The following is a 22,371-nucleotide window of genomic DNA, read 5'->3' as shown; positions in this document are numbered from 1 at the left end:
GATTATCCGCAGCGCTCAAGCCGCTGCCGCCAGCGTCCGCGCCGACTGCCGTGCACGCAGGCGCCCGAACACCGCACCGACCGCCAGCGTGCCCAGTGCGCCGACCACCATCAGCGGCCGCGTGCCGTGCTCGGCCACCGACAGGCCGGCCAGCCACACGCCGATGGCCTGGCCCAGGAAGAAGCAGCACGCGAACGAGGACACGGCCGCCCCGCGGCGCTCGGGCGCCATCTGCGTCGCATTGGTCTGCAAGGTGTTGTGCAGCATGTAAAAGCCCAGTCCGGCCGCCAGGCAGCCCGGCACCGCCCACCACCAGGCGGGCGCCCAGGCCATGCCCAGCAGCGCCAGCGCGACGATGGCGCCGCCCCAGGCCGCCAGCCGCGTCTCGCCCATGCGCGCCACCAGCGGCCGCGCGCCGAACGCGAACAGGATGCCGCCCGCCCCGAAGGCCATCAGCGTGGCGCCCGCGGCCGCCAGCGGCAGATCGAACACCGCGTGCAGGTGCACGGCGATGAAGGCGAAGGCGCCGAAGATGCAGGCGCCCTCGAGGAACACGGTGGCCAGCACCACGCGCGCCCAGGGCACGGCCAGCACCTTGGCGAACTCGCCGGCCATGCGCCGCACCGGGTGGCCGGCGACTGGCGCGCCGCTGGGCCGCGGCACGCGCCGGCCGACGCGCTGCATGGTCAGCGCGATGGCGACGAACCACACCGCCAGTCCCCAGAACGGCAGGCGCAAGCCCAGATGGTCGGCCGCCAGGCCGCCGACGACCACGCCGCTGGACATGCCCAGGATCTGCCCGACCAGGAAACGCGCGAGCACCGGCTGGCGGTCGGCATAGGCCACCATGTCGCCGATGAAGGCCATGGACAGCGGAATGATGGCGGCCGCAGCCACGCCAGCCACCAGCCGCGCGGCGACCAATGCGGCATGGCCGGGCGCCAGGGCACAGGCCGCCGAGGCCAGCGCACAGGCCATGGCCGCCCAGCCGATCACGCGGAACTTGCCGAAGCGGTCGCCTAGCGGACCGAACAGCAGTTGCGCCAGCCCATAGGCCATCGAGAACACGGTGACGACCTGCGCCGCCTGTGCCAGCGAGACCGAGAACTCGCTCGCCAATCGCGGCAACAGAGGATCGGTCAGACGCATCGCGAAGGCGCTGCCGAAGGCGCAAAGGCCCAGGGCCAGCAAGGCACCGGGCGGCAGGCCGCGGGGCGCGGCCAGATCGGGGGAGGAAGGCATCCGCCCGATGGTACGGACCGCGCCGCGCCCTTGCCGCGGCGGGGTCAAGGCTCAACCCTGCGGACGTTCGGCGAGGAAGATCTCGACGCGCCGATTCTTGGCCCGGCCCGCATCGCTGTTGTTCTCGGCAATGGGCTCGTGCGAGCCGCGGCCGGCCGTCAGGATGCGCCGCGGATCCACGCCGCGTGCGGTCAGGTAGTCGCGGGCGCTGTTGGCGCGCTGCAGCGACAGCGGGTCGTTGACGGCGTCCGAGCCCGTGGAATCGGTGTGGCCGATGATGCGGACCTCGGTGTTGGGCTGGTCGCGCAGGCCGTTGGCGAACTGGTCCAGGATGGGCCGCAACGCCGGACGGATGTCGGCCCGGCCGGTGTCGAACGAAATGTCGCTCGGGATGTTGAGCTTGAGCTGGTTGTCGGCCGTCTGCGTGACGGCCACGCCGGTGCCGGCCGTGGCCTGCTCCATCTCGGCCTTCTTCTTCTGCATGTGGGACGACCAGATGTAGCCGCCCAGCGCGCCCACGCCGGCACCGATGGCCGCGCCGCGGCCCTGCCCCACGAGTGCGCCGACCCCGGCGCCCACGCCGGCACCGACGGCCGTGCCCTTTTGCGTCTCGCTCATGTTCGCGCAACCGCCCAGGGCCACCGCCAGCACCACGGCTGCGGCGACGCCGGCGCGTGGGACGGCCGGACGGAAGGAAATGGAGGAAGAGGCGTGTAGTGTGGTCATGAAGGACTCCTGTTGTCGTGGCTCACGGCGGCATTGCACACCAGCCGCATCCGCCACCCGATGACGATGTGCTACGAGTTGTACCGGTGCGCCGAAGTGGCGCCCAGCCGCGGCGGCGCCGATCGGCTGTCGGACACGGCCGCGCCCGCATGCGCGCCGCAGCCGTGGCACACTGCCCCGCGCATCACAGGGCCCGCAGCGTGCGGGCCGCATATCCCAGCAGAAAGGTTGCGATGAGCTTCGTCTTCCCTCCCGCCCCCACCGTTGCCGTGCCCGTGGTCGGCCAATCCGCGGCCTTCCCGGTGCACCGCGTCTACTGCGTCGGCCGCAACTACGCCGAGCATGCCAAGGAGATGGGCTTCACGGGCCGCGAGCCGCCGTTCTTCTTCATGAAGCCAGCCGATGCCGTGGTGCCGGTGCCAGCCGGGCAGACCGGCGCCATCGCCTACCCCAGTCTGACGAAGGATTTGCACCATGAGATCGAGCTCGTGGTGGCCATCGGCACGGGCGGCTCCAACATCAAGGCGGCCGATGCGCACAAGCACATCTATGGTTACGCCGTGGGCCTGGACATGACGCGCCGCGACCTGCAGGGCGAGATGAAGAAACAGGGCCGGCCCTGGTGCATCGGCAAGGGCTTCGAGCAGTCCGCGCCGATCGGACCGATCACGCCTACCGCCCAGGCCGGCGATGTCGAGAAGGCCGAGATCTTCCTGCAGGTCAATGGCAAGGACCGCCAGCGCAGCGATGTCTCTAAGCTGATCTGGAACATCGCCGAGACCATCGAGCACCTGTCGGCCGCCTGGACGCTGCAGCCCGGCGACCTGATCTACAGCGGCACGCCCGAAGGCGTCGCGGCCGTGGTGGCGGGCGACGTGCTGTCGGGTGGCGTGGCCGGGTTGGAAAGCCTGACGGTCAGGATCATCGGCTGACGCCGTGCTTGCCAGTGCCAGGCTGCACGCCTGGCACAACCGGCCGGCTCGGAACCTTCTGGCCGAACGCCCGGGCCAAGCGCTGGGCTCGATCCGCGGACTCTGCCAGCGCCTTGTTCAACGCCCTGGGCGGCAGGATCAGCGGCTTTTCAGTGCCAGCTTCTGCAATTTGCGCCATGTCACAGGATCCTTGATCTCGGGGCCATTGCCCTGTTGGAGCGCCACGAGACGAGCACGCGGCAGCGAAGAGTTGTCGAAGATAGCCCATTGCGTCGCCATCGGCGCGTACAGGGTCATGAAGTTGCCGAGGCTGCGCCCAAAGCGTCGGCGCACGACATCTGCTGCAACATCATGGCCTCCCTGCTGCACGCGCAGCCTGACGCGCTGCAATGCGAGCGCGGCACTCGCGAGGCTGAAGTAGTAAACCGACACACGGTATCCGGCATCGATCTGCCGCTGCAAAAAGGGGGCGAAGCTGCGGCTCGACAGTGTGCTTTCGAACGCGAACTCCTGCCGGTCCTGCGCCAACTGACGCAGGCGCCGCAGCATGATGCGCCCCGCCTCGAATGCCACGGCATCGGAACTGCGTCCCGACAGCCCGCGCGATCAAATCGGCATTGACGAAGACCTCGATGCCCAGTCCCGCCAGGATGGCGTCTGCATGGGTGGACTTGCCCGCGCCATTGGGGCCGGCGAATACGACGATGCGCGGAGCAGCGGAAATGGTGGCGGGCGTCGGAGGCACGCCGAATTTTAGGAAACTGCGGGTGGGCGGCTGCAGCCTGCGCCCTTAAACTGCCCCGCCATGAGCTTTCGCCCCCCTCTCAAGCACTGCCGCAACTGCGGTACCGCCGTGGTCTACCGTGTGCCGGACGACGGCGACACCAAGGAACGCGCGGTGTGCCCGGCCTGCGGCCAGATCCACTACGAGAACCCGCTGATCGTGGTCGGCACGGTGCCGGTGCTCGGCGAGCGCGTGCTGCTGTGCAAGCGCAACATCGAGCCGCGCTGGGGCAAATGGACGCTGCCAGCCGGCTTCATGGAACTGGGCGAGACCACGGCCCAGGGGGCGGCCCGCGAGACCGACGAGGAGGCCGGCGCGGCCTACGAGATCGGCGCGCTGTTCAGCCTCATCAACGTGGTGCGCGTGGGCCAGGTCCACATGTTCTACCGCGCCCAACTGCTGCACGACCGCTTCGACCCCGGCCACGAGACCATCGAGGCGCGGCTGTTCGAGGAGCACGAGATCCCCTGGGACGAGATCGCGTTCAAGACCGTGCGCGAGACGCTGCAGTGGTTCTTCGCCGACCGCAAGGCCGGCCAGTTCGGCATGCACCAGCTGGACATCGTGTGACGGCGCGCCGCCACACGGTGTCCCCTCATTCGCCCAGGTAGGCGGCCCGCACCTTGGGGTCGCTGAGCATGGCCTTGCCTTCGCCGTTCATGGTGATGATGCCGGATTCCATGACGTAGGCGCGGTCGGCGATGGCCAGCGCGCGGCTGGCGTTCTGCTCCACGAGCATGATGGTCACGCCCTGGGCATGGACGTCGCGCACCACCTCGAAGATCTTGTCCACCATGATGGGCGACAGGCCCATGGACGGCTCGTCCAGCAGCAGCACCTTGGGCCGGCTCATGAGCGCGCGGCCCATGGCCAGCATCTGCTGCTCGCCGCCGGACATGGTGCCGGCCAGCTGGTCCTTGCGCTCGCGCAGGCGCGGGAAGATGCCGAACATCTTCTCGATGTCGCGGGCGATCTCTGCCTTGTCGTTGCGCGTGTAGGCGCCCATCTGCAGGTTCTCGGTGATGGTCATGCGCGCGAACACGCCGCGGCCCTCGGGCACCATGGCCAGGCCCTGCTTGACGAGGTCCCAGGCGCCCTGGCCGCGCACGGGCTTGCCCAGGTACTCGATCTGCCCGCCGCTCGCGGGCAACGTGCCCGTGATGGCCTTCATGGTCGTGGTCTTGCCCGCGCCGTTGGAGCCGATCAGCGAGACCAGCTCGCCCTCGCGCACCTCGAAATCGATGCCCTTGACGGCCTGGATGCCGCCGTAGGCGACCTGCAGGCCCTGGACTTTCAACAGAACCGTCATCTCAATGCGCTCCCGTGCCGAGGTAGGCCTCGATCACCTTTTCGTTCTTCTGCACCTCGGCCGGTGAGCCCTGGGCGATCAGCTTGCCGTAGTCGAGCACGGTGACGCGGTCGCACAGGCCCATGACCAGCTTCACGTCGTGCTCGATCAGGAGGATGGTGCGGTTGTCCTTGCGGATGCGGTCGATCAGCTCGCGCAGTTGCACCTTCTCGGTGGCGTTCATGCCGGCGGCCGGTTCGTCCAGCGCGATCAGCTGCGGATCGGTGGCCAGCGCGCGCGCGATCTCCAGCCGGCGCTGGTCGCCGTAGCTCAGCGTGCGGGCCTTGTAGTCGGCCAGCCGGCCGATGCCCACGTACTCCAGCAGTTCCTGCGCGCGCTTGGCGATGGCTTCTTCCTCGGCCTTGAAGCCGCCGGTGCGGAAGATCGCGCCCAGAAGGCCCGAGCGTGTGCGCACGTGGCGGCCCACCATGACGTTCTCCAGCGCCGTCATCTCGGCGAACAGCCGGATGTTCTGGAAGGTGCGCGCGATGCCGGCCTGCGCCACCTCATGCACCGCGGTCGGCTTGTAGGGCTTGCCGGCCAGCTCGAAGCTGCCGCTGTCGGGCGTGTACAGCCCCGTGATGACGTTGAAGAAGGTGGTCTTGCCGGCACCGTTGGGACCGATCAGGCCATAGACCTGGCCACGCTCGATCTTCATGCCCACATCGGACAGGGCCTGCAGCCCGCCGAAGCGCTTGGAAATGCCGCTGACGTTCAGAACCGTGTCTGCCATGTCCGTCTCGCTTCAGGGGTTGATGGACATGGGGCGGTTGGCCGTGCCGGGCACCGCGTCGGCCGGCGTGTCCACGCCGGGCGTGATGGCCTGCGCCGAACCGGGGACCGGATCGGGCGCCATCTTCTTGTTCAGCGACTTGCCATGCTCGGGCGCCGGCCACAGGCCGCGCGGACGCATCAGCATCACGATGATCATGGCCAGCGCGATCAGCAGCTGGCGCAGGATGGGCGCGTCGAGACGCCCGTCGGTCATGGCCTGCAGCGGACCGGCCACGTAGCGCAGCACCTCGGGCAGGGCCGACAGCAGCACCGCACCCAGGATCACGCCGGGCAGGTGGCCGATGCCGCCCAGCACCACCATGGCGACGATCATGACCGACTCCATGAGGCTGAAGGACTCGGGCGAGACGAAGCCCTGGAACGCGCCGAACATGGAGCCCGCGATGCCGCCGAAGGCCGCGCCCATGCCGAAGGCCAGGAGCTTCATGTTGCGCGTGTTGATGCCCATGGCCTTGGCCGCGATCTCGTCCTCGCGGATGGCCATCCAGGCCCGGCCGATGCGCGAGACCTCCAGCCGGTAGCACACGAGGATGCTGACGACCACCAGCACCAGGAACAGGTAGTAGTACAGCGTGACCGAAGGCAGCGTGAAGTCGCCGATCTTCAGCGAACGCCCCAGGTCCAGGCCGAACAGCTTGACCGAGTCGATCTGGTTGATGCCCTTGGGGCCGTTGGTGATGTTGACGGGGTGGTCCAGGTTGTTGAGGAACACCCGGATGATCTCGCCGAAGCCCAGCGTCACGATGGCCAGGTAGTCGCCGCGCAGCTTGAGCGTGGGCGCGCCCAGCAGCATGCCGAACAGGCCCGCGAGCCCGGCCCCGAGCGGTATGACCAGCCACAGCGAGGAATGCAGGCCGTTCGGGAACATGGCCTTGAAGGCCGCGAAGGTGTCGGTCAGATGCGGCGAGGCGAGCAGCGCGAACATGTAGGCACCGACCGCGAAGAAGGCGACGAAGCCCAGGTCCAGCAGGCCGGCGTAGCCCACCACGATGTTCAGGCCCAGCGCCAGCATGATGTACAGCAGCGACATGTCGGCGATGCGCACCCAGGCGTTGCCGAAGCTCTGCAGCACCAGCGGGAAGGCGATCAGCACGATGGCGCAGACCACCAGGGTCAGCGGCTTGTTCTTGTGCAGGAGGCTCATGGCGTGGTGCTCCTCAGGCCCGGTCCGCCACCCGCTCGCCGAGCAGGCCCGAGGGCCGCAGCGTTAGGATGATGATGAGCACGATGAAGGCGAAGATGTCGGCGTAGTGGCTGCCCAGCACGCCGCCGGTCAGCTGGCCGATGTAGCCCGAGCCGATGGCTTCGATCAGGCCGAGCAGGATGCCGCCGACCACCGCACCGCCGAGGTTGCCGATGCCGCCGAACACGGCGGCCGTGAAGGCCTTGAGGCCGGGCAGGAAACCCATGGCGTGCTGCGCCGTGCCGTAGTTGGAGGCGTACATCACGCCGGCGATCGCCGCCAGCACGGCGCCGATGATGAAGGTGGCCGAGATCACGACGTCGGGCTTGACGCCCATCAGCGCGGCCACGCGCGGGTTCTCTGCCGTGGCGCGCATCGCGCGGCCGAGCTTGGTGAAGTTGACCAGCCACATCAGGATCGCCAGCGAGACGGCCGTGAGGCCCAGGATCAACACCTGCGTGGGCGAGATCACGGCGCCGCCGATGTGGATGGGGTCGCTCGGCAGCAGCGTGGGATAGGCCTTGTAGTTGGGCTTCCAGATGATCATGGCCAGCGTCTGCAGCAGGATGGAGACGCCGATGGCGGTGATCAGCGGGGCCAGTTTGGGACTGTTGCGCAGCGGCCGGTAGGCCACCTTCTCGATCACGAAATTGAGCGTGGCGGCGACCACGCAGGCGATCACCATGGCGATGATCAGGATGATCCAGCCGGGCGTGCCGGCCATGTTCTGTTGCATGAGGCCGATGACCGACCAGCTTGTGAGTGCACCCACCATGAGCACTTCGCCATGGGCGAAATTGATCAGGTTGATGATGCCGTACACCATGGTGTAGCCCAAGGCCACCAGTGCGTACATGCTGCCCATGACCAGACCGTTGATGATCTGCTGTAGCAAGATATCCATCTTCTTCTCCGTTGCGGTACGCCCTGCGCGTAGCCCTTTGTGGGGGCTAGCAAAAAGCCCGCCAAGCCTGTGTCACCGGCGGGTTGGGGCGGGATTGTAGTCACGGGGATGGGCCTTGCCCGGATGTATTCAGACGGGGTTTTCCCTCTGTAAATCAAGCGTTTTCAGCCGCGTTGCTGGCGGTTCTTCTCGCGCAGCGCGGCCAGCTTTTCGCCAATCTTGAGCTCCAGACCGCGCGGCACCGGACGGTAGAACTGCGGCTCGTCCATGCCGTCGGGAAAGTAGCGCTCGCCGGCCGCGAAGCCATCTTCCTCGTCGTGCGCGTAGCGGTAGTTCTTGCCGTAGTCCAGGCTCTTCATGAGCTTGGTGGGTGCATTGCGCAGGTGCATGGGCACGGGCCGCGTACCGTCCTGCTTCACGAAGGCACGGGCCTGGTTGTAGGCCGTGTAGACCGCGTTGGACTTGGGCGCCACAGCCAGGTAGACCACGCATTCGGCCAGCGCGAGTTCGCCCTCGGGCGAGCCCAGGCGTTCGTAGACCTCGGCCGCGTCCAGCGCCAGGCGCAGCGCGCGCGGGTCGGCCAGGCCGATGTCCTCGCTGGCCATGCGCACCAGGCGGCGCGCCATGTAGCGCGGCTCGGCGCCGCCGTCCAGCATGCGCACGAGCCAGTACAGCGCGGCGTCGGGATCGGAGCCGCGCACCGACTTGTGCAGCGCGCTGATGCTGTCGTAGAACTGGTCGCCGCCCTTGTCGTAGCGGCGCATGCGCTCGCCCAGCACGCGCACGAGCCAGGCATCGTCGATGCGCGCGAGCTTCTCCTGCTGCGCGGCCACGGCCAGCGTCTCCAGCGTGTTGAGCAGGCGGCGGGCGTCGCCATCGGCGTAGGCGATGAGCCGGTCCAGCGCCTTGTCCTCGATGGCGGGCACGGCATCGATGGCCTGGGCCCGGGCCACGATCTGGCGCAGTTCGGCCTCGCCCAACGGCTGCAGCACGTAGACCGCTGCGCGCGACAGCAACGCGGAGTTGACCTCGAACGAGGGGTTCTCGGTGGTCGCGCCGATGAAGGTGAACAGCCCGCTCTCCACATGCGGCAGGAAGGCGTCCTGCTGGCTCTTGTTGAAGCGGTGCACCTCGTCGACGAAGACGATGGTGCCGCGTTGCTCCAGCCCGTCGCGCGCGATGGTGGCGCGCTCCACCGCCTCGCGGATCTCCTTGACGCCGCCCAGCACCGCGCTGATCGCGATGAACTGCGCATCGAAGGCGTCGGCCATCAGCCGCGCGATGGTGGTCTTGCCGGTGCCGGGCGGGCCCCACAGGATGCAGGAATGCGGGCGGCCCGATTCGAAGGCGATGCGCAGCGGCATGCCCTCGCCCAGCAGTTGCTGCTGGCCGACGACCTCGCCCAGGGTCTTGGGACGCAGGCGTTCGGGCAGGGGCTGGTGCGGCGCGGCGGAAGGACGGGAAGCGGAAGCCATAGGCCCATTGTCCCGTGCGCACGGTGGAGGTTTGCGCCCCCCAAGTTTCCAACCAGATGTAACGCCTGGGCCCGCCGCCTTGTGCGACATGGCCGACGCCCGTATCGTGGCGGCGCTTTTCGAAAGCGACACGCCAACACAACGAGGAGACACAGCATGGCGACAGCGAACAAGCAGGGACGGGACGACGGCAACGCGCCCACGCAGGACAGAAGGCGCTTCCTCGCGCGGGCCGGCGCCGGTGCGGCGGCACTGGCCGGCGCCAGTGTCTGGGCCCAGGGCAAGCCGCCACTGGGGCCACCCAGCACCGTGACCACACCGCCGCGCGACTTCGGTCCCGGCGCCCCGCCCACCACCTACTTCTGGGACCCGGACGTGATCGCGGTCGACCCCTCGTTCAACGACCTGGCCCAACCCAACGCGGCCATCCAGCGCCTGTGGACCGGCGCCGGCTGGGCCGAAGGCCCAGCCTGGAATTCGGTCGGCAAGTTCCTGCTGTGGAGCGACATCCCGGCCGACCGCCAGCACCGCTGGATCGAAGACGACGGCCATGTCTCGGTGTTCCGCGCACCGTCGAACAACAGCAACGGCAACTGCTTCGACTACCAGGGCCGCCAGATCAGCTGCGAACACCTGACGCGGCGCGTGGTGCGCTACGAACTGGACGGCTCCATCACCATCCTGGCCGACCGGTGGAACGGCAAGCGCCTGAACTCGCCCAACGATGCCGTGCCGCACCCCGACGGCAGCGTCTGGTTCACCGACCCGCCCTACGGCGCGCAGCTCTACGAGGGCACGCCCGACCCGGCCGGCGGCAAGAGCAACCGCGCGGGCCGGCTCAACAACCGCATCGGCCAGCCGGCCGGCGTGGGCGATGCGCGCCAGGAACTGCCGACCCAGGTCTACCGCTGGGATCTTAGCGGCCGGCTCGACGCGGTGGTCGTCGACGACAAGGTGCCCAATCCCAACGGCCTGTGCTTCTCGCCCGATTTCAAGAAGCTCTACGTGGCCAGCACCGGACCGGCGGGCAAGGGCGACATCCATGTGCTGGACGTGGGCACGGACAACCGGCTCTCGAACCAGCGCGTGTTCAGCGACTGCATGGTCGACGGCGTCAAGTGCGGGCCCGATGGCATCCGCGCCGACGTGTTCGGCAACATCTGGGCGGCCAGCAACGCGGGCCGCGCCGTGGGCTACAACGGCGTCACGGTCTGGAACCCCGAGGGCAAGCTGATCGGCCGCATCCGCCTGCCCGAGGTCTGCGGCAACCTGACCTTCGGCGGTCCCAAGCGCAACCGGCTGTTCATGATCGCGAGCCAGTCGGTCTACGCCGTCTACACCGCGACACAGGGCGCGGCACCGAGCTGACACACTGGCGCTCCCGCGCGCTCGCGCACCATCGAGGTTGGGCATGGACATCCGGAACAAGGTCGTCATCGTCACGGGCGGGGCCAGCGGCATCGGCCGCAGCCTGGCACAGCGCTATGCCGCCGAGGGCGCGCGTGGCGTGGTCGTGGCCGACATCCAGCAGGAAGCGGCGCAGCAGGTCGCCGGCGGCCTGCCCGCGGGCGTCGGCCTGGCGCTGCGCTGCGACGTGCGCCACGAGGCCGAGATCCAGGCCCTGGTCGCGGCCACGCGCGAACGCTTCGGCCAGGTCGATGCCTACTTGTCGAACGCCGGCATCCTCGGCCAGGCCGGCGGCATCGAACTCGACGACGCACTCTGGAACGCGATGTGGCAGGTGCACGGCATGGCCCATGTCTGGGCCGCGCGTGCCGTGGTGCCCGAGATGGTCGAACGCGGCGAGGGTTTCTTCCTCGTCACGGCCTCGGCCGCAGGCCTGCTCAGCATCGTCGAGACCGCACCCTATGCCGTGACCAAGCACGCGGCCGTGGCCTTCGCCGAATGGTTGCGCATCGCCTACGGCCGGCGCGGCCTGGGCGTGGCCTGCCTGTGTCCGCAGTCCGTGCGCACGCCCATGGTCAAGGGCACGGACAGCTCGGCCTCGCACGATGGCGTGCTGCCGCCCGAACAAGTGGCTGGCGACGTGCTGCAGGCCATGCAGGACGGCCGCTTCCTGGTGCTGCCGCATCCCGAGGTGCTGCAGTACCTGCGCGCCAAGGGCCAGGACTACGAGCGCTGGCTCGGCGGCATGCAGAAGCTGCACGCGCGCCATGCCGCGCAGCACTGAACCATCCACCCGACAACCCCCCGGAGACTTGCGCATGTCCGACCTCGCCGCCGTCCAGGCCCGGCTCGACCCCCTGTTCCCCGGCCTCATGGGCGTGCGCCTGCTCGAGATCACGGCCGACCGCGTGTTCGCCGAGATGAGCGTGCGGCCCAACCTCTGCACGGCCGGTGGCATCCTGCACGGCGGCGCCTACATGGCCTTCGCCGACACGCTGGGCGCGGTCGGCACCTTCGCCCAGCTGGGCGCGGGCCAGCGCACCACGACCACCGACTCCAGCACCAAGTTCATGGCCGGGGCCCGGCAGGGCAGCGTGGTCACGGGAGAGTGCGTGGCGCTGCACCGCGGCCGCACCACGCAGGTCTGGCAGACCAGCATCCGCAACGCCGAAGGCAAGCTCTGCGCCGTGGTCACGCAGACCCAGCTCATCATGGCCGCCGGCTGACGCGCGGCGGCGACGCTGGCAGAGTCTGCGCCACGGCCCGGCGTACCATGGGTGCGGCGGCGCCGTGCATGCAGCATGCGCCGCGCCTTCCTCGTCTGCCGCATGCCCCCTCCGTCCTCCGCTCCCCTGTCGCCCAGCACGCCCGCCCACGCCGCACGCGAGCTCTACGCCGCGCTGTGGCGCCATGCCGAGGGCGCGCGCGGCCAGCTCGCCGGTGCCATGGCGCTGCTGGGCGGCGCCCAGGTGGTGCGGCTGGCCATGCCCTGGCTGGCGGCCCAGGGGATCAACGCGCTGCAACGCGGCGAGCTGCAGGGCGCGGCCCGGTGGATCGTCGCGCTGCTGGGCATCTACCTCGTCTCCTGGCTCATGCACGGCCCCGGCCGCGTGCTCGAGCGCAACGTCGCCGTCCACGTGCGCGAGCAGCTCGGCGACCGGCTCTACGCACGCATCGCGGGCGCGCCGCTGGCCTGGCACGGCAGCCAGCATTCGGGCGAATTGCAGCACCGTGTGCACCAGGCCAGCCGGGCGCTGGCGGACTTCGCGCAGAACCAGTTCGTCTACCTGCAGAACATCGTCAACTTCTTCGGGCCGCTCATCGCGCTGACGCTGCTCTCGCGCAGCAGCGGCGCGCTGGCGCTGGGCGGCTACGTGCTGATCGCCGCCGTGGTGCTGCGCTTCGACCGCGCGCTGATGCTGCTGGCGCGCCAGGAGAACGATGCCGACCGGCGCTATGTCGCAGCGCTGGTGGACTTCATCGGCAACACCGCCACGGTGATCGGCCTGCGCCTGGCTTCGGCCTCGCGCGCGCTGATGCGGCTGCGCATGCGCGCGGTCTCGGGTCCGCTGCGCCGCGCCACCATCGTCGGCGAGGGCAAGTGGTTCACCGTCGACATCCTGGGCCTGGCACTGACCTGGGGTCTGGTGGTGCTCTACGTCTGGCAGACGCGCAGGCCCGGCGAGGCCGTGCTGCTGGGCGGCGTGTTCATGATCTACCAGTACGCGCAGCAGACCGCCACCGTGATCGGCTCCATGGCCGGCAACTTCCAGAGCTTCGCGCGCATGCACACCGACTACCGCAGTGCCGAGCCGCTGCTGGCCGCGCCGCAGCGCGCCGACGAAGCCGCCGAGCGGCTGGATGCCGGCGCCACCTGGCAGGAGCTTGCGCTGCGCGGGCTGCACTGGCACTACGCCGACAGCGCACGCGGCCACGGCCTGCGCGCGGTCGACCTGCAGCTCGCGCGCGGCCAGCGCGTGGCCCTGGTCGGTGCCAGCGGTGGCGGCAAGAGCACGCTGCTGCGCGTGCTGGCCGGGCTTTACCCGCCGGCCTCGGGCCAGCTCCTGTTCGATGGGCAGGCCGGGGACTGGCCGCGCCTGCGCAACATCGCCACGCTGATCCCGCAGGAGACCGAGGTGTTCGAGGCCAGCGTGCGCGAGAACCTGGCTTTCGGCCTGCCGCGGGACGATGCCGACCTGCTGGCCGCCGTCCACACCAGCGCCTTCGACGAGGTGCTGGCCGGCCTGCAAGGCGACCTCGACACGCCGCTCACGGAACGCGGCGCCAACCTGTCGGGCGGCCAGCGCCAGCGCCTGTGCCTGGCGCGCGGCGTGCTGTCCGCGCGCGGCAGCTCGCTGTTGCTGCTGGACGAGCCGACCAGCGCGCTCGACCCGGCCACCGAGGCGCGCGTGCTGGACCGGATCGCCGACGCGTTCCCGGACGCCTGCGTGATCGCGTCCATCCACCGCATGAGCCTGCTGTCGCATTTCGACCAGATCGTCGTGATGGAAGCCGGCCGCGTGCGCGATGCCGGGCCGCGCGAAGAGGTGCTGGCGCGCCAGCCGCAGCTGCGCGCGGCGGATGGCCGGCCTGCTCCGCATGGACCTTAACGATGACTGAATTCAGCACTAAATTTGGACCGAATTGTGCAGAGGGGTGCCACATGCCGACCGTAGCGAACATCAAATCCATTTCCTACCTGAAGAGCCACGCTGCCCAAATTTCCGAAGACCTCGAACGCCACGGCAGCCCCTACTTCATCACGCAGAACGGGGAAGCCAGCATGGTCATCGAAAACGTGCGCCGGTTTCAGGAGAAAGAGGAGTTGATCGCAGCATTGAAGGTCGTCGCCCTTGGTGAAAAAGACCGTCTGCAAGGCAATGGCCACTCCGTTGCCGATTCGCGCGCGCAACTGGCTGCCGCGCGCCAACGCCGCAAGTGATGGCGCATCGTCATCCTTCCCGATGCGCAGGATGACTTGCTCTCGCTCCAGGAGTTCATGCTCGCGAAATGGAGCGAGGCGGACTGGTTGAAAGCCGAGGACGAGATCTTCGAAAAGCTCGCGCTCGTCGACAGCGGCTTCCTGACCGGGGCAGCCGTTCAGGAACTGGCATCCGTCGGCATCTTCGACTACCGCAACGTCTTCACCTCGGACCACAAGCTGGTGTACCGCCGCATGGCGGACACCATCTTTGTCTATGCCGTCGCCGGGCATCGCCAGGACTTCGCGTCGCTGCTGATGAAGCGGCTCTTGAAAATCTGAACTCAGGGACGGCGGAACGCCACGGGCTGGCGCGACCAGTACGGCCCGTCCAGCCGGTCCAGCCGCACCGTGCCGCCCGAGGACGGTGCGTGCACGAAGCGGCCCTCGCCCACATAGATGCCGGCGTGCGTCGCGCGCGACCCGAACACCACGAGGTCGCCGGTGCGCAGCATCTCGCGGTCCACCTCCGCACCCCAGCCCGCCAGCTGCGCCACGGTGCGCGGTGCCGCCACCGGCGTCATGCCATGGCGGTAGACGTAGCCGATCAAGCCGCTGCAGTCGAAGCCGCCGTCGGGCGTGTTGCCGCCGTAACGGTAGGGCGTGCCGACCAGGCCCAGCGCATGCATGGCCACGTCGCTCGCGCCTTCGGGATCGAGCCGGCTCGAAGCGGGCCCGCGTCCGCGCGGCGGCGCCGTGCCGCAGGCGGCCAGCACGCTGGCCAGCAGCAGGGGCAAGGCCAGGCGCCGCTGCATCGGCCTACTGGCGCAGCACGTCGGCACCGGCCGGCGGCTTGAACTGGAAGCTGCTGGAAGGCAGCGTGGGATTCACCTCGACCTGCGTGAAGCGCAGCACCGAGCGCTGGCCGAAGCTGTCGGCGATCTCGAGCGCGGCCAGCTCGGGGCCCTTGTCGCCGGCCTTGAGGCCCACGCGCACGGCGGACAGCTGACCGTCCCTGGCCTTGGGCGTGGCCTCGACCCACTGCAGGCCGTCCTGGTCGGGCGCGGCCTTGAGCTCGAAGTCGGCGCGCAGCGCGGCCAGATCGGGTGCGGCGGCCACCAGCGCAGCCGGCGTGGAACCCAGCACATCGGCCTGCTTGCGCGCCGTGACCTGGTTCAGGTCCACGTCGTGCAGCCACAGGGTCTGGCCGTCGGCCACGATGGTCTGCTCGAAGGGCTTGGTGTAGTCGAAGCGAAAGCGGCTCGGGCGCTGGAACGCGAAGGTGCCGCTGGAGGTCTTGCTGCGCGCGGCCTGGCCGTCGCGCGGCGGCGAGGTCACGGTCTGCGTGAAGGCCGCGCGGCCGCTCTTGACGGTCTTGACGAAGGTCTCGAGGCTGTCGAGCGCGTCGGCGTGCGCGGCACCCAGGCACAGCGCGAGCAGGCCGCCGGTGGCCAGGGTCCGCAGGGGTTTGAACTTCATGGAGTCTCGGAGTCGGCGCACTGCGCGTTGGTTCACTCGGCCCGCTCGGGCACGAGGATCTCGCGCTGGCCGCTGCCGCTCATGGAACTGACCAGGCCGGCCTTCTCCATGTCTTCCACGAGCCGCGCCGCGCGGTTGTAGCCGATCTTGAGGTGGCGCTGCACCAGCGAGATGCTGGGCTTGCGGTGCTTGAGCACCACCTCCACGGCCTGGTCGTACATCGGATCCTTCTCGCCGCCAGCGTCGCCCTCGCCCGGGTAGTCCGTGCTCTCGCCGTCGATGGTGCCGCCTTCGAGCACGCCTTCGATGTAGTCGGGCTCGCCCTGGCTCTTGAGGTAGGCCACCACGCGGTGCACCTCGTCGTCGCTGACGAAGGCGCCGTGCACGCGGACCGGCAGGCCGGTGCCGCTGGCCATGTAGAGCATGTCGCCCATGCCAAGCAGCGCCTCGGCGCCCATCTGGTCCAGGATGGTGCGGCTGTCGATCTTGGAGCCGACCGAGAACGCGATCCGCGTCGGGATGTTGGCCTTGATCAGGCCCGTGATCACGTCCACGCTGGGGCGCTGCGTGGCCAGGATCAGGTGGATGCCGGCCGCGCGCGCCTTCTGCGCCAGCCGTGCGATGAGCTCTTCGATCTTCTTGCCCACCACCATCATGAGGTCGGCCAGCTCGTCGATGATGACCACGATGTGCGGCTCGCGCTTGAGCGGCTCGGGGTCGTCCGGCGTCAGGCTGAAGGGGTTGTAGATGAACTCCTCGCGCGCCGCGGCCTCGTCGATCTTGGTGTTGTAGCCCGCCAGGTTGCGCACGCCCAGCTTGCTCATGAGCTTGTAGCGGCGCTCCATCTCGGCCACGCACCAGTTCAGGCCGTGGGCGGCCTGCTTCATGTCGGTGACCACGGGCGCCAGCAGGTGCGGGATGCCTTCGTAGACCGACATTTCCAGCATCTTGGGGTCGATCATGAGCAGGCGCACGTCGCGCGCCTCGGCCTTGTACAGCAGCGACAGGATCATCGCGTTGATGCCGACCGACTTGCCCGAGCCCGTGGTGCCGGCCACCAGCACGTGCGGCATCTTGGCGAGGTCGGCCACGACCGGGTTGCCCACGATGTCCTTCCCGAGGCCCATGGTCAGCATGGACTTGGCCTCGTGGTAGACCTGCGAGCCCAGGATCTCCGACAGCTTGATGGACTGGCGCTTGGCGTTGGGCAGCTCCAGCGCCATGTAGTTCTTGCCCGGGATGGTCTCGATCACGCGGATCGACACCAGCGACAGCGAGCGCGCCAGGTCCTTGGCCAAGTTCACGATCTGCGAGCCCTTGACGCCCGTGGCCGGCTCGATCTCGTAGCGCGTGATCACCGGGCCCGGCGAGGCCAGCACGACGGTCACGTCCACGCCGAAGTCCTTGAGCTTCTTCTCGATCATGCGGCTGGTCATTTCCAGCGTGTCGTTCGAGACGGTCTCCTGCCGCACCTGCGCCGGATCCAGCAGGTCGACCTGCGGCAGGCGCGAATCGGGCAGCTCGGTGAACAAGGGCTTCTGGCGTTCCTTGACCACGCGCGCGCTGGGCTGTGGCTCGGCCAGCGTCTGCGGCTCGATGACCACCGGCGGCTTGGCCGGCTTGGGCATGCGCGCCTGCGGCCGTGGCGGCTCCGCGCCGGGTTCGACGCGGTCTTCCAACGCCTCGATCGGGTCCAGCGTGCCCTCGGCGCGCTCGCGCACGGCCTGCTTGCCCAGGGCCCGGTCTTCGGCGGCCTCGCGCTTCTCGCGGCGCAGTTCGACCAGCGCATGCACGCGCGCGCCCACGCGCTCGGCCACCTGGGCCCAGGAGAAGCGGAACACCGCGGCCACACCGATGATGCCGGCCACGATGGCCACCAGCCCGGAGCCGGCGAAGCCCAGCCACTTGGTCGCCAGCGGGCCGGCCAGGTAGCCGAGCACACCGCCGGCATCGCCGGGCAGGCCGGGCTCGAGCCGGTACAGCCGCGTCCATTCCAGCACGCAGCTGGCCAGCAGCAGCACCGCCAGGCCGATGGCAAAGCCCCACAGGCCACCGCCCACGGGTTTGCGTGGCGGCCGGGCGCCGCGCATCCAGCGCGCCAGATGGGTCAGCCAGGCGCGCACACCGGCGGCCACGCACCACCAGACCGAATAGCCCAGGCCGAAGTAACTGAGGTCGGCGACCAGGGCGCCGAGCCGGCCGCCCCAGTTGCGCGTGGCGCCTGGCCCGCCCGAGGTGGACCAGGCCGCATCCTGCGGCGAGTAACTGATCAGTGCGATGAACCAGAAGGACAGGGCCAAAAGGCCCAGCAGCAGGCCGAACTCACGCGCGAACCGGACGATGCCCGAGCGCGGCGGCTCCGCGCCCTGCGACGAATTGAGGGTGTTGAGCGAATAGGTCATGGAGGCAGCGCGCAAGCTTACCCCATGCCCCGCATGGCTTCGGCCCCGCTCAGGCCAGGCTGGTCAGCCGTTCCTTGATGTGGATGGCGCCGCTTTCCTGCGTCTCGATGTAACCGCGCTCTTCAAGGTCCTTCATCACGCGGCTGACCATCTCGCGCGACGCGCCCACCATCTTGGCGATGTCCTGGCGCGAGATCTTGTCGCGGATCTGCAGCACGCCGGCCGTGTCGGTGCTGGCCTGCTCGAGCAGCGCATGGGCCACGCGGCCGTACACGTCCATCAGCGCCAGCGATTCGATCTTCTGGTCGGCACGGCGCAGTCGCTTGACCAGGCCGGTCATGACGGCGCGCGCCATCTGCGGGTTGTCGGCCACGCAGCGGTCGAATTCGGCGCGGCCCAGCACCAGCACGTCGGTCTGCACCTCGGCCAGCACGGTGGCCGAATGCGGCTCGCTGTCGATCAGGCTCATCTCGCCGATGCAATCTGCGGGCCGCAGCGTGGCGATGATGACCTCGCGCCCACGCGAATCGGTGGTCAGCACGCGGCAGCGGCCGCTCAGCAGGATGAACAGCGCATTGGTCTTGCGCCCCTGCTCGACGATGGTCTCGCCGCGCTTGACGCGCCGCTTGCTGACCGCCTGCGCCACCAGGTTGGCCTGCTCCCCGGTCAGCATGGAGAACAGCGGCACGCGCAGCAGCAACTCCAGATTCGACAGCATCGACATCGACCATGACTCCTTGTTATTGGTTGAATCCCCGCGCCACAGAGCAATTGGCGATCAAGGGCAAAATCCACGCCCTGCAGCGCGGGCAGCCGCCCTCGCTTGATTCTGTGGGAAAAGCCCTCACCTGTACACACTACGTGTGCAATTTCCGCCCGAAAGAACCGCTGATGTCGACTGAAAAACACGCCAAAGTCCTGATCCTGGGCTCGGGCCCTGCGGGATATACCGCCGCTGTCTACGCTGCGCGCGCCAACCTGAAGCCCTTGCTGATCACCGGCATCGCCCAGGGCGGCCAGCTGATGACCACGACCGAGGTAGACAACTGGCCTGCCGACGTGCACGGTGTACAAGGGCCGGAGCTCATGCAGCGCTTCCTGGAGCACGCAGAGCGCTTCAACACCGAGATCGTGTTCGACCACATCAACAAGGTGGACTTCAGCCAGCGGCCGTTCCGCCTGACCGGCGACAGCGGCAGCTACACCTGCGACACGCTGATCATCGCCACCGGGGCCTCGGCCCAGTACCTGGGCCTGCCCTCGGAAGAGGCCTTCATGGGCAAGGGCGTGTCGGCCTGCGCCACCTGCGACGGCTTCTTCTACCGCGACCAGGATGTCTGCGTGGTCGGCGGCGGCAACACCGCCGTGGAGGAGGCGCTGTACCTGTCCAACATCGCGCGCAAGGTCACGCTGGTGCACCGGCGCGACAAGTTCCGCGCCGAGCCCATCCTCGTCGACAAGGTCGCCGAGAAGGTCAAGGAGGGCAAGATCGAGCTGCAGCTGTTCCAGACGCTGGAGGAGGTCAAGGGCGACGCCAGCGGCGTGACCGGCGTGCGCCTGAAGGACCAGCGCGACGGCAGCACGCGCGACATCGACCTCAAGGGCTGCTTCATCGCCATCGGCCACCGGCCCAACACGGAGATCTTCCAAGGCCAGATCGAGATGAAGGACGGCTACATCGTCACGCGCTCGGGCCTGCAGGGCTTCGCCACCATGACCAGCGTGCCCGGCGTGTTCGCGGCCGGCGACGTGCAGGACCACGTCTACCGCCAGGCCATCACGAGCGCCGGCACCGGCTGCATGGCGGCGCTGGACGCCCAGCGCTTCCTGGAGCAGCAGGAGTAAACGCGCTACAATCGCGGGCTTTGCCGAAATCTCATCGGCAAACAGGTCACCGCCACCTGCTTTTGGCGAGGTCAAGCTGTCACCCACCTGATCGCCGTTTTCGGGACCAGGTGCCAGCTGTTACTACGAGAGAGTGACCATGTCACGCGTATGTGAAGTCACGGGCAAGGGCCCGATGGTCGGGAACAACGTTTCCCACGCCAACAACAAGACCAAGCGCCGGTTCCTGCCGAACCTGCAATACCGCCGTTTCTGGGTGGAGTCGGAAAACCGCTGGGTGCGCCTGCGCATCTCCAACGCCGGCCTGCGCCTGATCGACAAGAACGGCATCGACGCCGTGCTCGCAGACCTGCGTGCACGCGGCCAAGCAGCTTAAAGCGAAGGGGAATCACCATGGCCACCAAAGGCGGACGCGAAAAGATCAAGCTGGAATCGACGGCTGGTACGGGTCACTTCTACACCACGACCAAGAACAAGAAGACCATGCCCGAGAAGATGCTGATCACCAAGTTCGATCCCAAGGCTCGCAAGCATGTCGAGTACAAGGAAATCAAGCTGAAGTGATGCCTAGGGCTCCGGCCCGCAGCCAACTTCCACGAACCCGCTCCACCGAGCGGGTTTTGTTTTTTGCGCGGCCGCTGCCGCGCGGGCGACCTCGGAAAATGGACCGCAGACCTAGAATGCCCGCCGTGCCTTCCATCCTCAACGCCGACCTGCACTGCCACTCCATCGTCTCCGATGGCACGCTGACCCCCGAGGACCTGGCGCAGCGCGCGCGCGCCAACGGCGTCGAGCTATGGGCCCTGACGGACCACGACGAGATCGGCGGCCAGCGGCGCGCCGCAGCCGCGGCCAAGGCCAATGGCCTGCGCTACCTCACGGGATGCGAGATCTCCGTCACCTTCGCGGGCGAGACCGTGCACATCGTGGGCCTGGGCTTCGATGCCGAGGATCCGCGCATGGTCCAGGGCCTGGCCGACACGCGCGACGGCCGCGGCCCGCGCGCGCGCGAGATGGCCGAGGGCCTGGCCAAGGTCGGCATCCACGGCGCCTACGAGGGCGCGCTCAAGTTCGTCGGCAACCCGGCCCTGATCTCGCGCACGCACTTCGCACGTTTCCTGGTCGAGACCGGCCACTGCAAGGACACGCCCGAGGTGTTCCGCAAGTACCTGACCGAGGGCAAGCCCGGCTACGTGCCGCACCGCTGGGCCAACCTCAAGGATGCGGTGAGCTGGATCACCCAGGGCGGCGGCATCGCCGTGATCGCCCACCCGGGCCGCTACAAGTTCAGCGCCACGGAAGAGTACGCGCTGTTCAGCGAATTCAAGGCCCATGGCGGCCGCGGCGTCGAGGTCGTGACCGGCAGCCACACGCCGGCCGAGTACGTGGAATACGCGGACATGGCGCGCGAATTCGGCCTCGCGGCCTCGCGCGGCAGCGATTTCCACAGCCCCGACGAGAGCCATTGCGACCTGGGTGCGCTGCCCTATCTGCCGGGCGACCTGACCCCTGTCTGGGAGCTGCTGGCGGACCGCATCCAGTGAGTTCCGCCGCCCTGCCCGCCTCGCCGTTGGGCGGCATTGCGCTGGTGCTGTGCGCCGTCGCCTGCTTCGCCGTGCTGGACACCACCACCAAGGCCGTCACCGTGACCGTGCCGCTGCTCATGGGCCTGTGGTTCCGCTATGCCTTCCAGGCCGTGGCCACCACGGCCATCGTGCTGCCGCGCCAGGGCCTGAAGATGCTGCGCACGGCGCACCCGCGCTTTCAGCTGCTGCGCGGCGTGCTGCTGCTCACCAGCAGCCTGCTGGCCTTCCTGAGCCTCAGGACCATGCCGGTCGGCGAGTTCACGGCCATCGTCATGATCACGCCGCTGGTCATCACGCTGCTGGCCGCGCGCACGCTGGGCGAACGCGTCTCGCCGCAGCGCTGGGCGCTGGTGGTCGGCGGCTTTGTCGGCACCATGGTCATCATCCGTCCCGGCGGCGAGGCCTTCGACTGGCGGCTGCTGCTGCCGCTGGCGCTGGTGGCCACCAACGCCTGGTTCCAGGTGCTGACCAGCAAGCTCGCACGCACCGACGCGCCGCTCACCACCCACCTCTACACGGGCTGGATCGGCACGCTGGCCGCCTCCATCCCGCTGCCCTTCGTCTGGGTCGACCTGCCGGACTGGCGGCTGTGGGCCGGCCTGCTGCTCATGGGCGTGATGGCCACCGTGGGCCACTTCCTGCTCATCCTGGGCTACTCGCGCGCGCCGGCGGCCGTGCTCACGCCCTACCTCTACGGCCAGATCGGCTTTGCGATGATCGGTGGCTGGCTGGTGTTCGCGCACGTGCCGGACGGCTGGTCGCTGCTGGGCATGGCCCTGGTGGCCGTCTGCGGCGCGCTTGGCGCCTGGATGACCTTGCGCGAATCCCGTCCGAGACCTTGA

At 68.7% G+C, this 22,371-nt stretch carries 25 protein-coding genes; 13 read left to right on the top strand and 12 right to left on the bottom strand.

The genetic code is table 11. The annotated features are described in order from the left end of the window. Positions 1 to 15 precede the first annotated feature (15 nt). Both IE209_RS23615 and IE209_RS23610 read right to left on the bottom strand, forming a co-directional pair. Positions 16 to 1,242, bottom strand: a complete 1,227-nt coding sequence (locus tag IE209_RS23615; protein ID WP_189689347.1) for an MFS transporter — start codon at positions 1,240 to 1,242, stop codon at positions 16 to 18. A 51-nt stretch (positions 1,243 to 1,293) separates the two neighbouring features. Continuing rightward, entirely contained in the window at positions 1,294 to 1,968 is a 675-nt protein-coding gene (locus IE209_RS23610) for a YiaD family glycine zipper/OmpA-like lipoprotein (RefSeq protein ID WP_189689346.1), read from the bottom strand. A gap of 233 nt (positions 1,969 to 2,201) precedes the next feature. Here IE209_RS23610 and IE209_RS23605 point away from each other — a divergent pair, with 233 nt between their 5' ends. After that, on the top strand, positions 2,202 to 2,900 hold the full coding sequence (locus IE209_RS23605) for a fumarylacetoacetate hydrolase family protein (RefSeq protein WP_189689345.1): 699 nt from the start codon (positions 2,202 to 2,204) through the stop codon (positions 2,898 to 2,900). A gap of 138 nt (positions 2,901 to 3,038) precedes the next feature. Here the strand turns inward: IE209_RS23605 and IE209_RS23600 are convergent, their stop codons facing one another. Further along, the gene (locus IE209_RS23600; protein WP_189689344.1) at positions 3,039 to 3,473 is read right to left on the bottom strand and encodes an ATPase; all 435 of its coding nucleotides are present in this window, start codon (positions 3,471 to 3,473) and stop codon (positions 3,039 to 3,041) included. Between the two features lie 232 nt (positions 3,474 to 3,705). Here IE209_RS23600 and IE209_RS23595 point away from each other — a divergent pair, with 232 nt between their 5' ends. Beyond that, on the top strand, positions 3,706 to 4,254 hold the full coding sequence (locus IE209_RS23595) for an NUDIX hydrolase (RefSeq protein WP_189689343.1): 549 nt from the start codon (positions 3,706 to 3,708) through the stop codon (positions 4,252 to 4,254). A gap of 25 nt (positions 4,255 to 4,279) precedes the next feature. Here IE209_RS23595 and IE209_RS23590 read toward each other — a convergent pair whose 3' ends face one another. The 5 genes from IE209_RS23590 to IE209_RS23570 all read right to left on the bottom strand — a co-directional run bounded on the left by IE209_RS23590 (position 4,280) and on the right by IE209_RS23570 (position 9,389). After that, positions 4,280 to 4,993: an ABC transporter ATP-binding protein gene (locus tag IE209_RS23590; protein ID WP_145551595.1), complete on the bottom strand. Its 714-nt coding sequence runs from the start codon at positions 4,991 to 4,993 to the stop codon at positions 4,280 to 4,282. Position 4,994: 1 nt separating this feature from the next. Continuing rightward, positions 4,995 to 5,765: an ABC transporter ATP-binding protein gene (locus IE209_RS23585; protein ID WP_189689342.1), complete on the bottom strand. Its 771-nt coding sequence runs from the start codon at positions 5,763 to 5,765 to the stop codon at positions 4,995 to 4,997. Between the two features lie 12 nt (positions 5,766 to 5,777). After that, positions 5,778 to 6,971: an ABC transporter permease subunit gene (locus IE209_RS23580; RefSeq protein WP_189689341.1), complete on the bottom strand. Its 1,194-nt coding sequence runs from the start codon at positions 6,969 to 6,971 to the stop codon at positions 5,778 to 5,780. A 13-nt stretch (positions 6,972 to 6,984) separates the two neighbouring features. Next, positions 6,985 to 7,914: a branched-chain amino acid ABC transporter permease gene (locus IE209_RS23575; RefSeq protein WP_189689340.1), complete on the bottom strand. Its 930-nt coding sequence runs from the start codon at positions 7,912 to 7,914 to the stop codon at positions 6,985 to 6,987. A 164-nt stretch (positions 7,915 to 8,078) separates the two neighbouring features. Beyond that, positions 8,079 to 9,389, bottom strand: a complete 1,311-nt coding sequence (locus IE209_RS23570; protein ID WP_189689339.1) for a replication-associated recombination protein A — start codon at positions 9,387 to 9,389, stop codon at positions 8,079 to 8,081. Between the two features lie 156 nt (positions 9,390 to 9,545). Between IE209_RS23570 and IE209_RS23565 the strand changes: the two genes are divergently transcribed. From IE209_RS23565 to IE209_RS23540, 6 genes are all read left to right on the top strand, one after another. After that, entirely contained in the window at positions 9,546 to 10,757 is a 1,212-nt protein-coding gene (locus IE209_RS23565; RefSeq protein ID WP_189689338.1) for an SMP-30/gluconolactonase/LRE family protein, read from the top strand. Between the two features lie 43 nt (positions 10,758 to 10,800). Further along, positions 10,801 to 11,580: an SDR family oxidoreductase gene (locus IE209_RS23560; protein ID WP_189689337.1), complete on the top strand. Its 780-nt coding sequence runs from the start codon at positions 10,801 to 10,803 to the stop codon at positions 11,578 to 11,580. 34 nt (positions 11,581 to 11,614) lie between these two features. Beyond that, positions 11,615 to 12,022 carry a PaaI family thioesterase gene (locus tag IE209_RS23555; RefSeq protein ID WP_189689336.1) on the top strand — a complete coding sequence of 136 codons (408 nt, stop codon included), beginning with the start codon at positions 11,615 to 11,617 and terminating at the stop codon, positions 12,020 to 12,022. Between the two features lie 102 nt (positions 12,023 to 12,124). Then, positions 12,125 to 13,906 (top strand): ABC transporter ATP-binding protein, encoded by a 1,782-nt coding sequence (locus tag IE209_RS23550; protein ID WP_189689335.1) that lies wholly within the window; start codon positions 12,125 to 12,127, stop codon positions 13,904 to 13,906. A gap of 2 nt (positions 13,907 to 13,908) precedes the next feature. Continuing rightward, positions 13,909 to 14,238, top strand: coding sequence for a type II toxin-antitoxin system Phd/YefM family antitoxin (locus IE209_RS23545; RefSeq protein ID WP_229883015.1), 330 nt, complete (start codon positions 13,909 to 13,911; stop codon positions 14,236 to 14,238). A gap of 36 nt (positions 14,239 to 14,274) precedes the next feature. Next, complete coding sequence (locus tag IE209_RS23540) at positions 14,275 to 14,559, top strand: type II toxin-antitoxin system RelE/ParE family toxin (protein WP_229883014.1); 285 nt, start codon at positions 14,275 to 14,277, stop codon at positions 14,557 to 14,559. A 2-nt stretch (positions 14,560 to 14,561) separates the two neighbouring features. Here IE209_RS23540 and IE209_RS23535 read toward each other — a convergent pair whose 3' ends face one another. The 4 genes from IE209_RS23535 to IE209_RS23520 are packed head-to-tail and all read right to left on the bottom strand — an operon-like array spanning position 14,562 to position 18,822. Next, positions 14,562 to 15,032: a C40 family peptidase gene (locus tag IE209_RS23535; protein WP_189689334.1), complete on the bottom strand. Its 471-nt coding sequence runs from the start codon at positions 15,030 to 15,032 to the stop codon at positions 14,562 to 14,564. Positions 15,033 to 15,036: 4 nt separating this feature from the next. Further along, entirely contained in the window at positions 15,037 to 15,696 is a 660-nt protein-coding gene (lolA, locus tag IE209_RS23530) for an outer membrane lipoprotein periplasmic chaperone LolA (RefSeq protein WP_189689333.1), read from the bottom strand. A 32-nt stretch (positions 15,697 to 15,728) separates the two neighbouring features. After that, positions 15,729 to 18,098 carry a DNA translocase FtsK gene (locus IE209_RS23525; RefSeq protein WP_189689332.1) on the bottom strand — a complete coding sequence of 790 codons (2,370 nt, stop codon included), beginning with the start codon at positions 18,096 to 18,098 and terminating at the stop codon, positions 15,729 to 15,731. A gap of 49 nt (positions 18,099 to 18,147) precedes the next feature. Further along, the gene (locus IE209_RS23520) at positions 18,148 to 18,822 is read right to left on the bottom strand and encodes a Crp/Fnr family transcriptional regulator (protein ID WP_189689331.1); all 675 of its coding nucleotides are present in this window, start codon (positions 18,820 to 18,822) and stop codon (positions 18,148 to 18,150) included. A 167-nt stretch (positions 18,823 to 18,989) separates the two neighbouring features. On the opposite strand from IE209_RS23520, the gene trxB reads away from it, so the two are divergent. The 5 genes from trxB (at position 18,990) to IE209_RS23495 (ending at position 22,371) form a co-directional block, all read left to right on the top strand. Beyond that, a complete protein-coding gene (gene trxB, locus IE209_RS23515) occupies positions 18,990 to 19,943 on the top strand; it encodes a thioredoxin-disulfide reductase (RefSeq protein ID WP_189689330.1) in 954 nt (317 codons plus the stop codon). A 139-nt stretch (positions 19,944 to 20,082) separates the two neighbouring features. Beyond that, a complete protein-coding gene (gene rpmB / locus IE209_RS23510; RefSeq protein WP_145551552.1) occupies positions 20,083 to 20,319 on the top strand; it encodes a 50S ribosomal protein L28 in 237 nt (78 codons plus the stop codon). A gap of 17 nt (positions 20,320 to 20,336) precedes the next feature. Further along, on the top strand, positions 20,337 to 20,507 hold the full coding sequence (rpmG, locus tag IE209_RS23505; protein ID WP_055834453.1) for a 50S ribosomal protein L33: 171 nt from the start codon (positions 20,337 to 20,339) through the stop codon (positions 20,505 to 20,507). Between the two features lie 125 nt (positions 20,508 to 20,632). After that, on the top strand, positions 20,633 to 21,487 hold the full coding sequence (locus tag IE209_RS23500) for a 3',5'-nucleoside bisphosphate phosphatase (protein ID WP_189689329.1): 855 nt from the start codon (positions 20,633 to 20,635) through the stop codon (positions 21,485 to 21,487). Continuing rightward, positions 21,484 to 22,371 (top strand): DMT family transporter, encoded by an 888-nt coding sequence (locus IE209_RS23495; protein ID WP_189689328.1) that lies wholly within the window; start codon positions 21,484 to 21,486, stop codon positions 22,369 to 22,371. Before IE209_RS23500 ends, IE209_RS23495 begins: the two co-directional genes overlap by 4 nt.

This window comes from Pseudorhodoferax aquiterrae (assembly GCF_014652235.1).
GTDB classification, from domain to species: domain Bacteria; phylum Pseudomonadota; class Gammaproteobacteria; order Burkholderiales; family Burkholderiaceae_C; genus Pseudorhodoferax; species Pseudorhodoferax aquiterrae.
The sequence above is the reverse complement of the archived record's forward strand: the minus strand, read 5'-3'. Positions and strand labels throughout refer to the sequence as shown.

Coding starts and splice junctions, on each gene's coding strand:
- IE209_RS23545 (WP_229883015.1), top strand. CDS start 13,909: ATGACTGAATTCAGCACTAAATTTGGACCGAATTGTGCAGAGGGGTGC.
- IE209_RS23580 (WP_189689341.1), bottom strand. CDS start 6,971: ATGAGCCTCCTGCACAAGAACAAGCCGCTGACCCTGGTGGTCTGCGCC.
- IE209_RS23570 (WP_189689339.1), bottom strand. CDS start 9,389: ATGGCTTCCGCTTCCCGTCCTTCCGCCGCGCCGCACCAGCCCCTGCCC.
- IE209_RS23565 (WP_189689338.1), top strand. CDS start 9,546: ATGGCGACAGCGAACAAGCAGGGACGGGACGACGGCAACGCGCCCACG.
- IE209_RS23535 (WP_189689334.1), bottom strand. CDS start 15,032: ATGCAGCGGCGCCTGGCCTTGCCCCTGCTGCTGGCCAGCGTGCTGGCC.
- lolA (WP_189689333.1), bottom strand. CDS start 15,696: ATGAAGTTCAAACCCCTGCGGACCCTGGCCACCGGCGGCCTGCTCGCG.
- IE209_RS23555 (WP_189689336.1), top strand. CDS start 11,615: ATGTCCGACCTCGCCGCCGTCCAGGCCCGGCTCGACCCCCTGTTCCCC.
- IE209_RS23590 (WP_145551595.1), bottom strand. CDS start 4,993: ATGACGGTTCTGTTGAAAGTCCAGGGCCTGCAGGTCGCCTACGGCGGC.
- IE209_RS23560 (WP_189689337.1), top strand. CDS start 10,801: ATGGACATCCGGAACAAGGTCGTCATCGTCACGGGCGGGGCCAGCGGC.
- rpmB (WP_145551552.1), top strand. CDS start 20,083: ATGTCACGCGTATGTGAAGTCACGGGCAAGGGCCCGATGGTCGGGAAC.
- trxB (WP_189689330.1), top strand. CDS start 18,990: ATGTCGACTGAAAAACACGCCAAAGTCCTGATCCTGGGCTCGGGCCCT.
- IE209_RS23550 (WP_189689335.1), top strand. CDS start 12,125: ATGCCCCCTCCGTCCTCCGCTCCCCTGTCGCCCAGCACGCCCGCCCAC.
- IE209_RS23610 (WP_189689346.1), bottom strand. CDS start 1,968: ATGACCACACTACACGCCTCTTCCTCCATTTCCTTCCGTCCGGCCGTC.
- IE209_RS23575 (WP_189689340.1), bottom strand. CDS start 7,914: ATGGATATCTTGCTACAGCAGATCATCAACGGTCTGGTCATGGGCAGC.
- rpmG (WP_055834453.1), top strand. CDS start 20,337: ATGGCCACCAAAGGCGGACGCGAAAAGATCAAGCTGGAATCGACGGCT.
- IE209_RS23615 (WP_189689347.1), bottom strand. CDS start 1,242: ATGCCTTCCTCCCCCGATCTGGCCGCGCCCCGCGGCCTGCCGCCCGGT.
- IE209_RS23605 (WP_189689345.1), top strand. CDS start 2,202: ATGAGCTTCGTCTTCCCTCCCGCCCCCACCGTTGCCGTGCCCGTGGTC.
- IE209_RS23525 (WP_189689332.1), bottom strand. CDS start 18,098: ATGACCTATTCGCTCAACACCCTCAATTCGTCGCAGGGCGCGGAGCCG.
- IE209_RS23585 (WP_189689342.1), bottom strand. CDS start 5,765: ATGGCAGACACGGTTCTGAACGTCAGCGGCATTTCCAAGCGCTTCGGC.
- IE209_RS23595 (WP_189689343.1), top strand. CDS start 3,706: ATGAGCTTTCGCCCCCCTCTCAAGCACTGCCGCAACTGCGGTACCGCC.
- IE209_RS23520 (WP_189689331.1), bottom strand. CDS start 18,822: ATGTCGATGCTGTCGAATCTGGAGTTGCTGCTGCGCGTGCCGCTGTTC.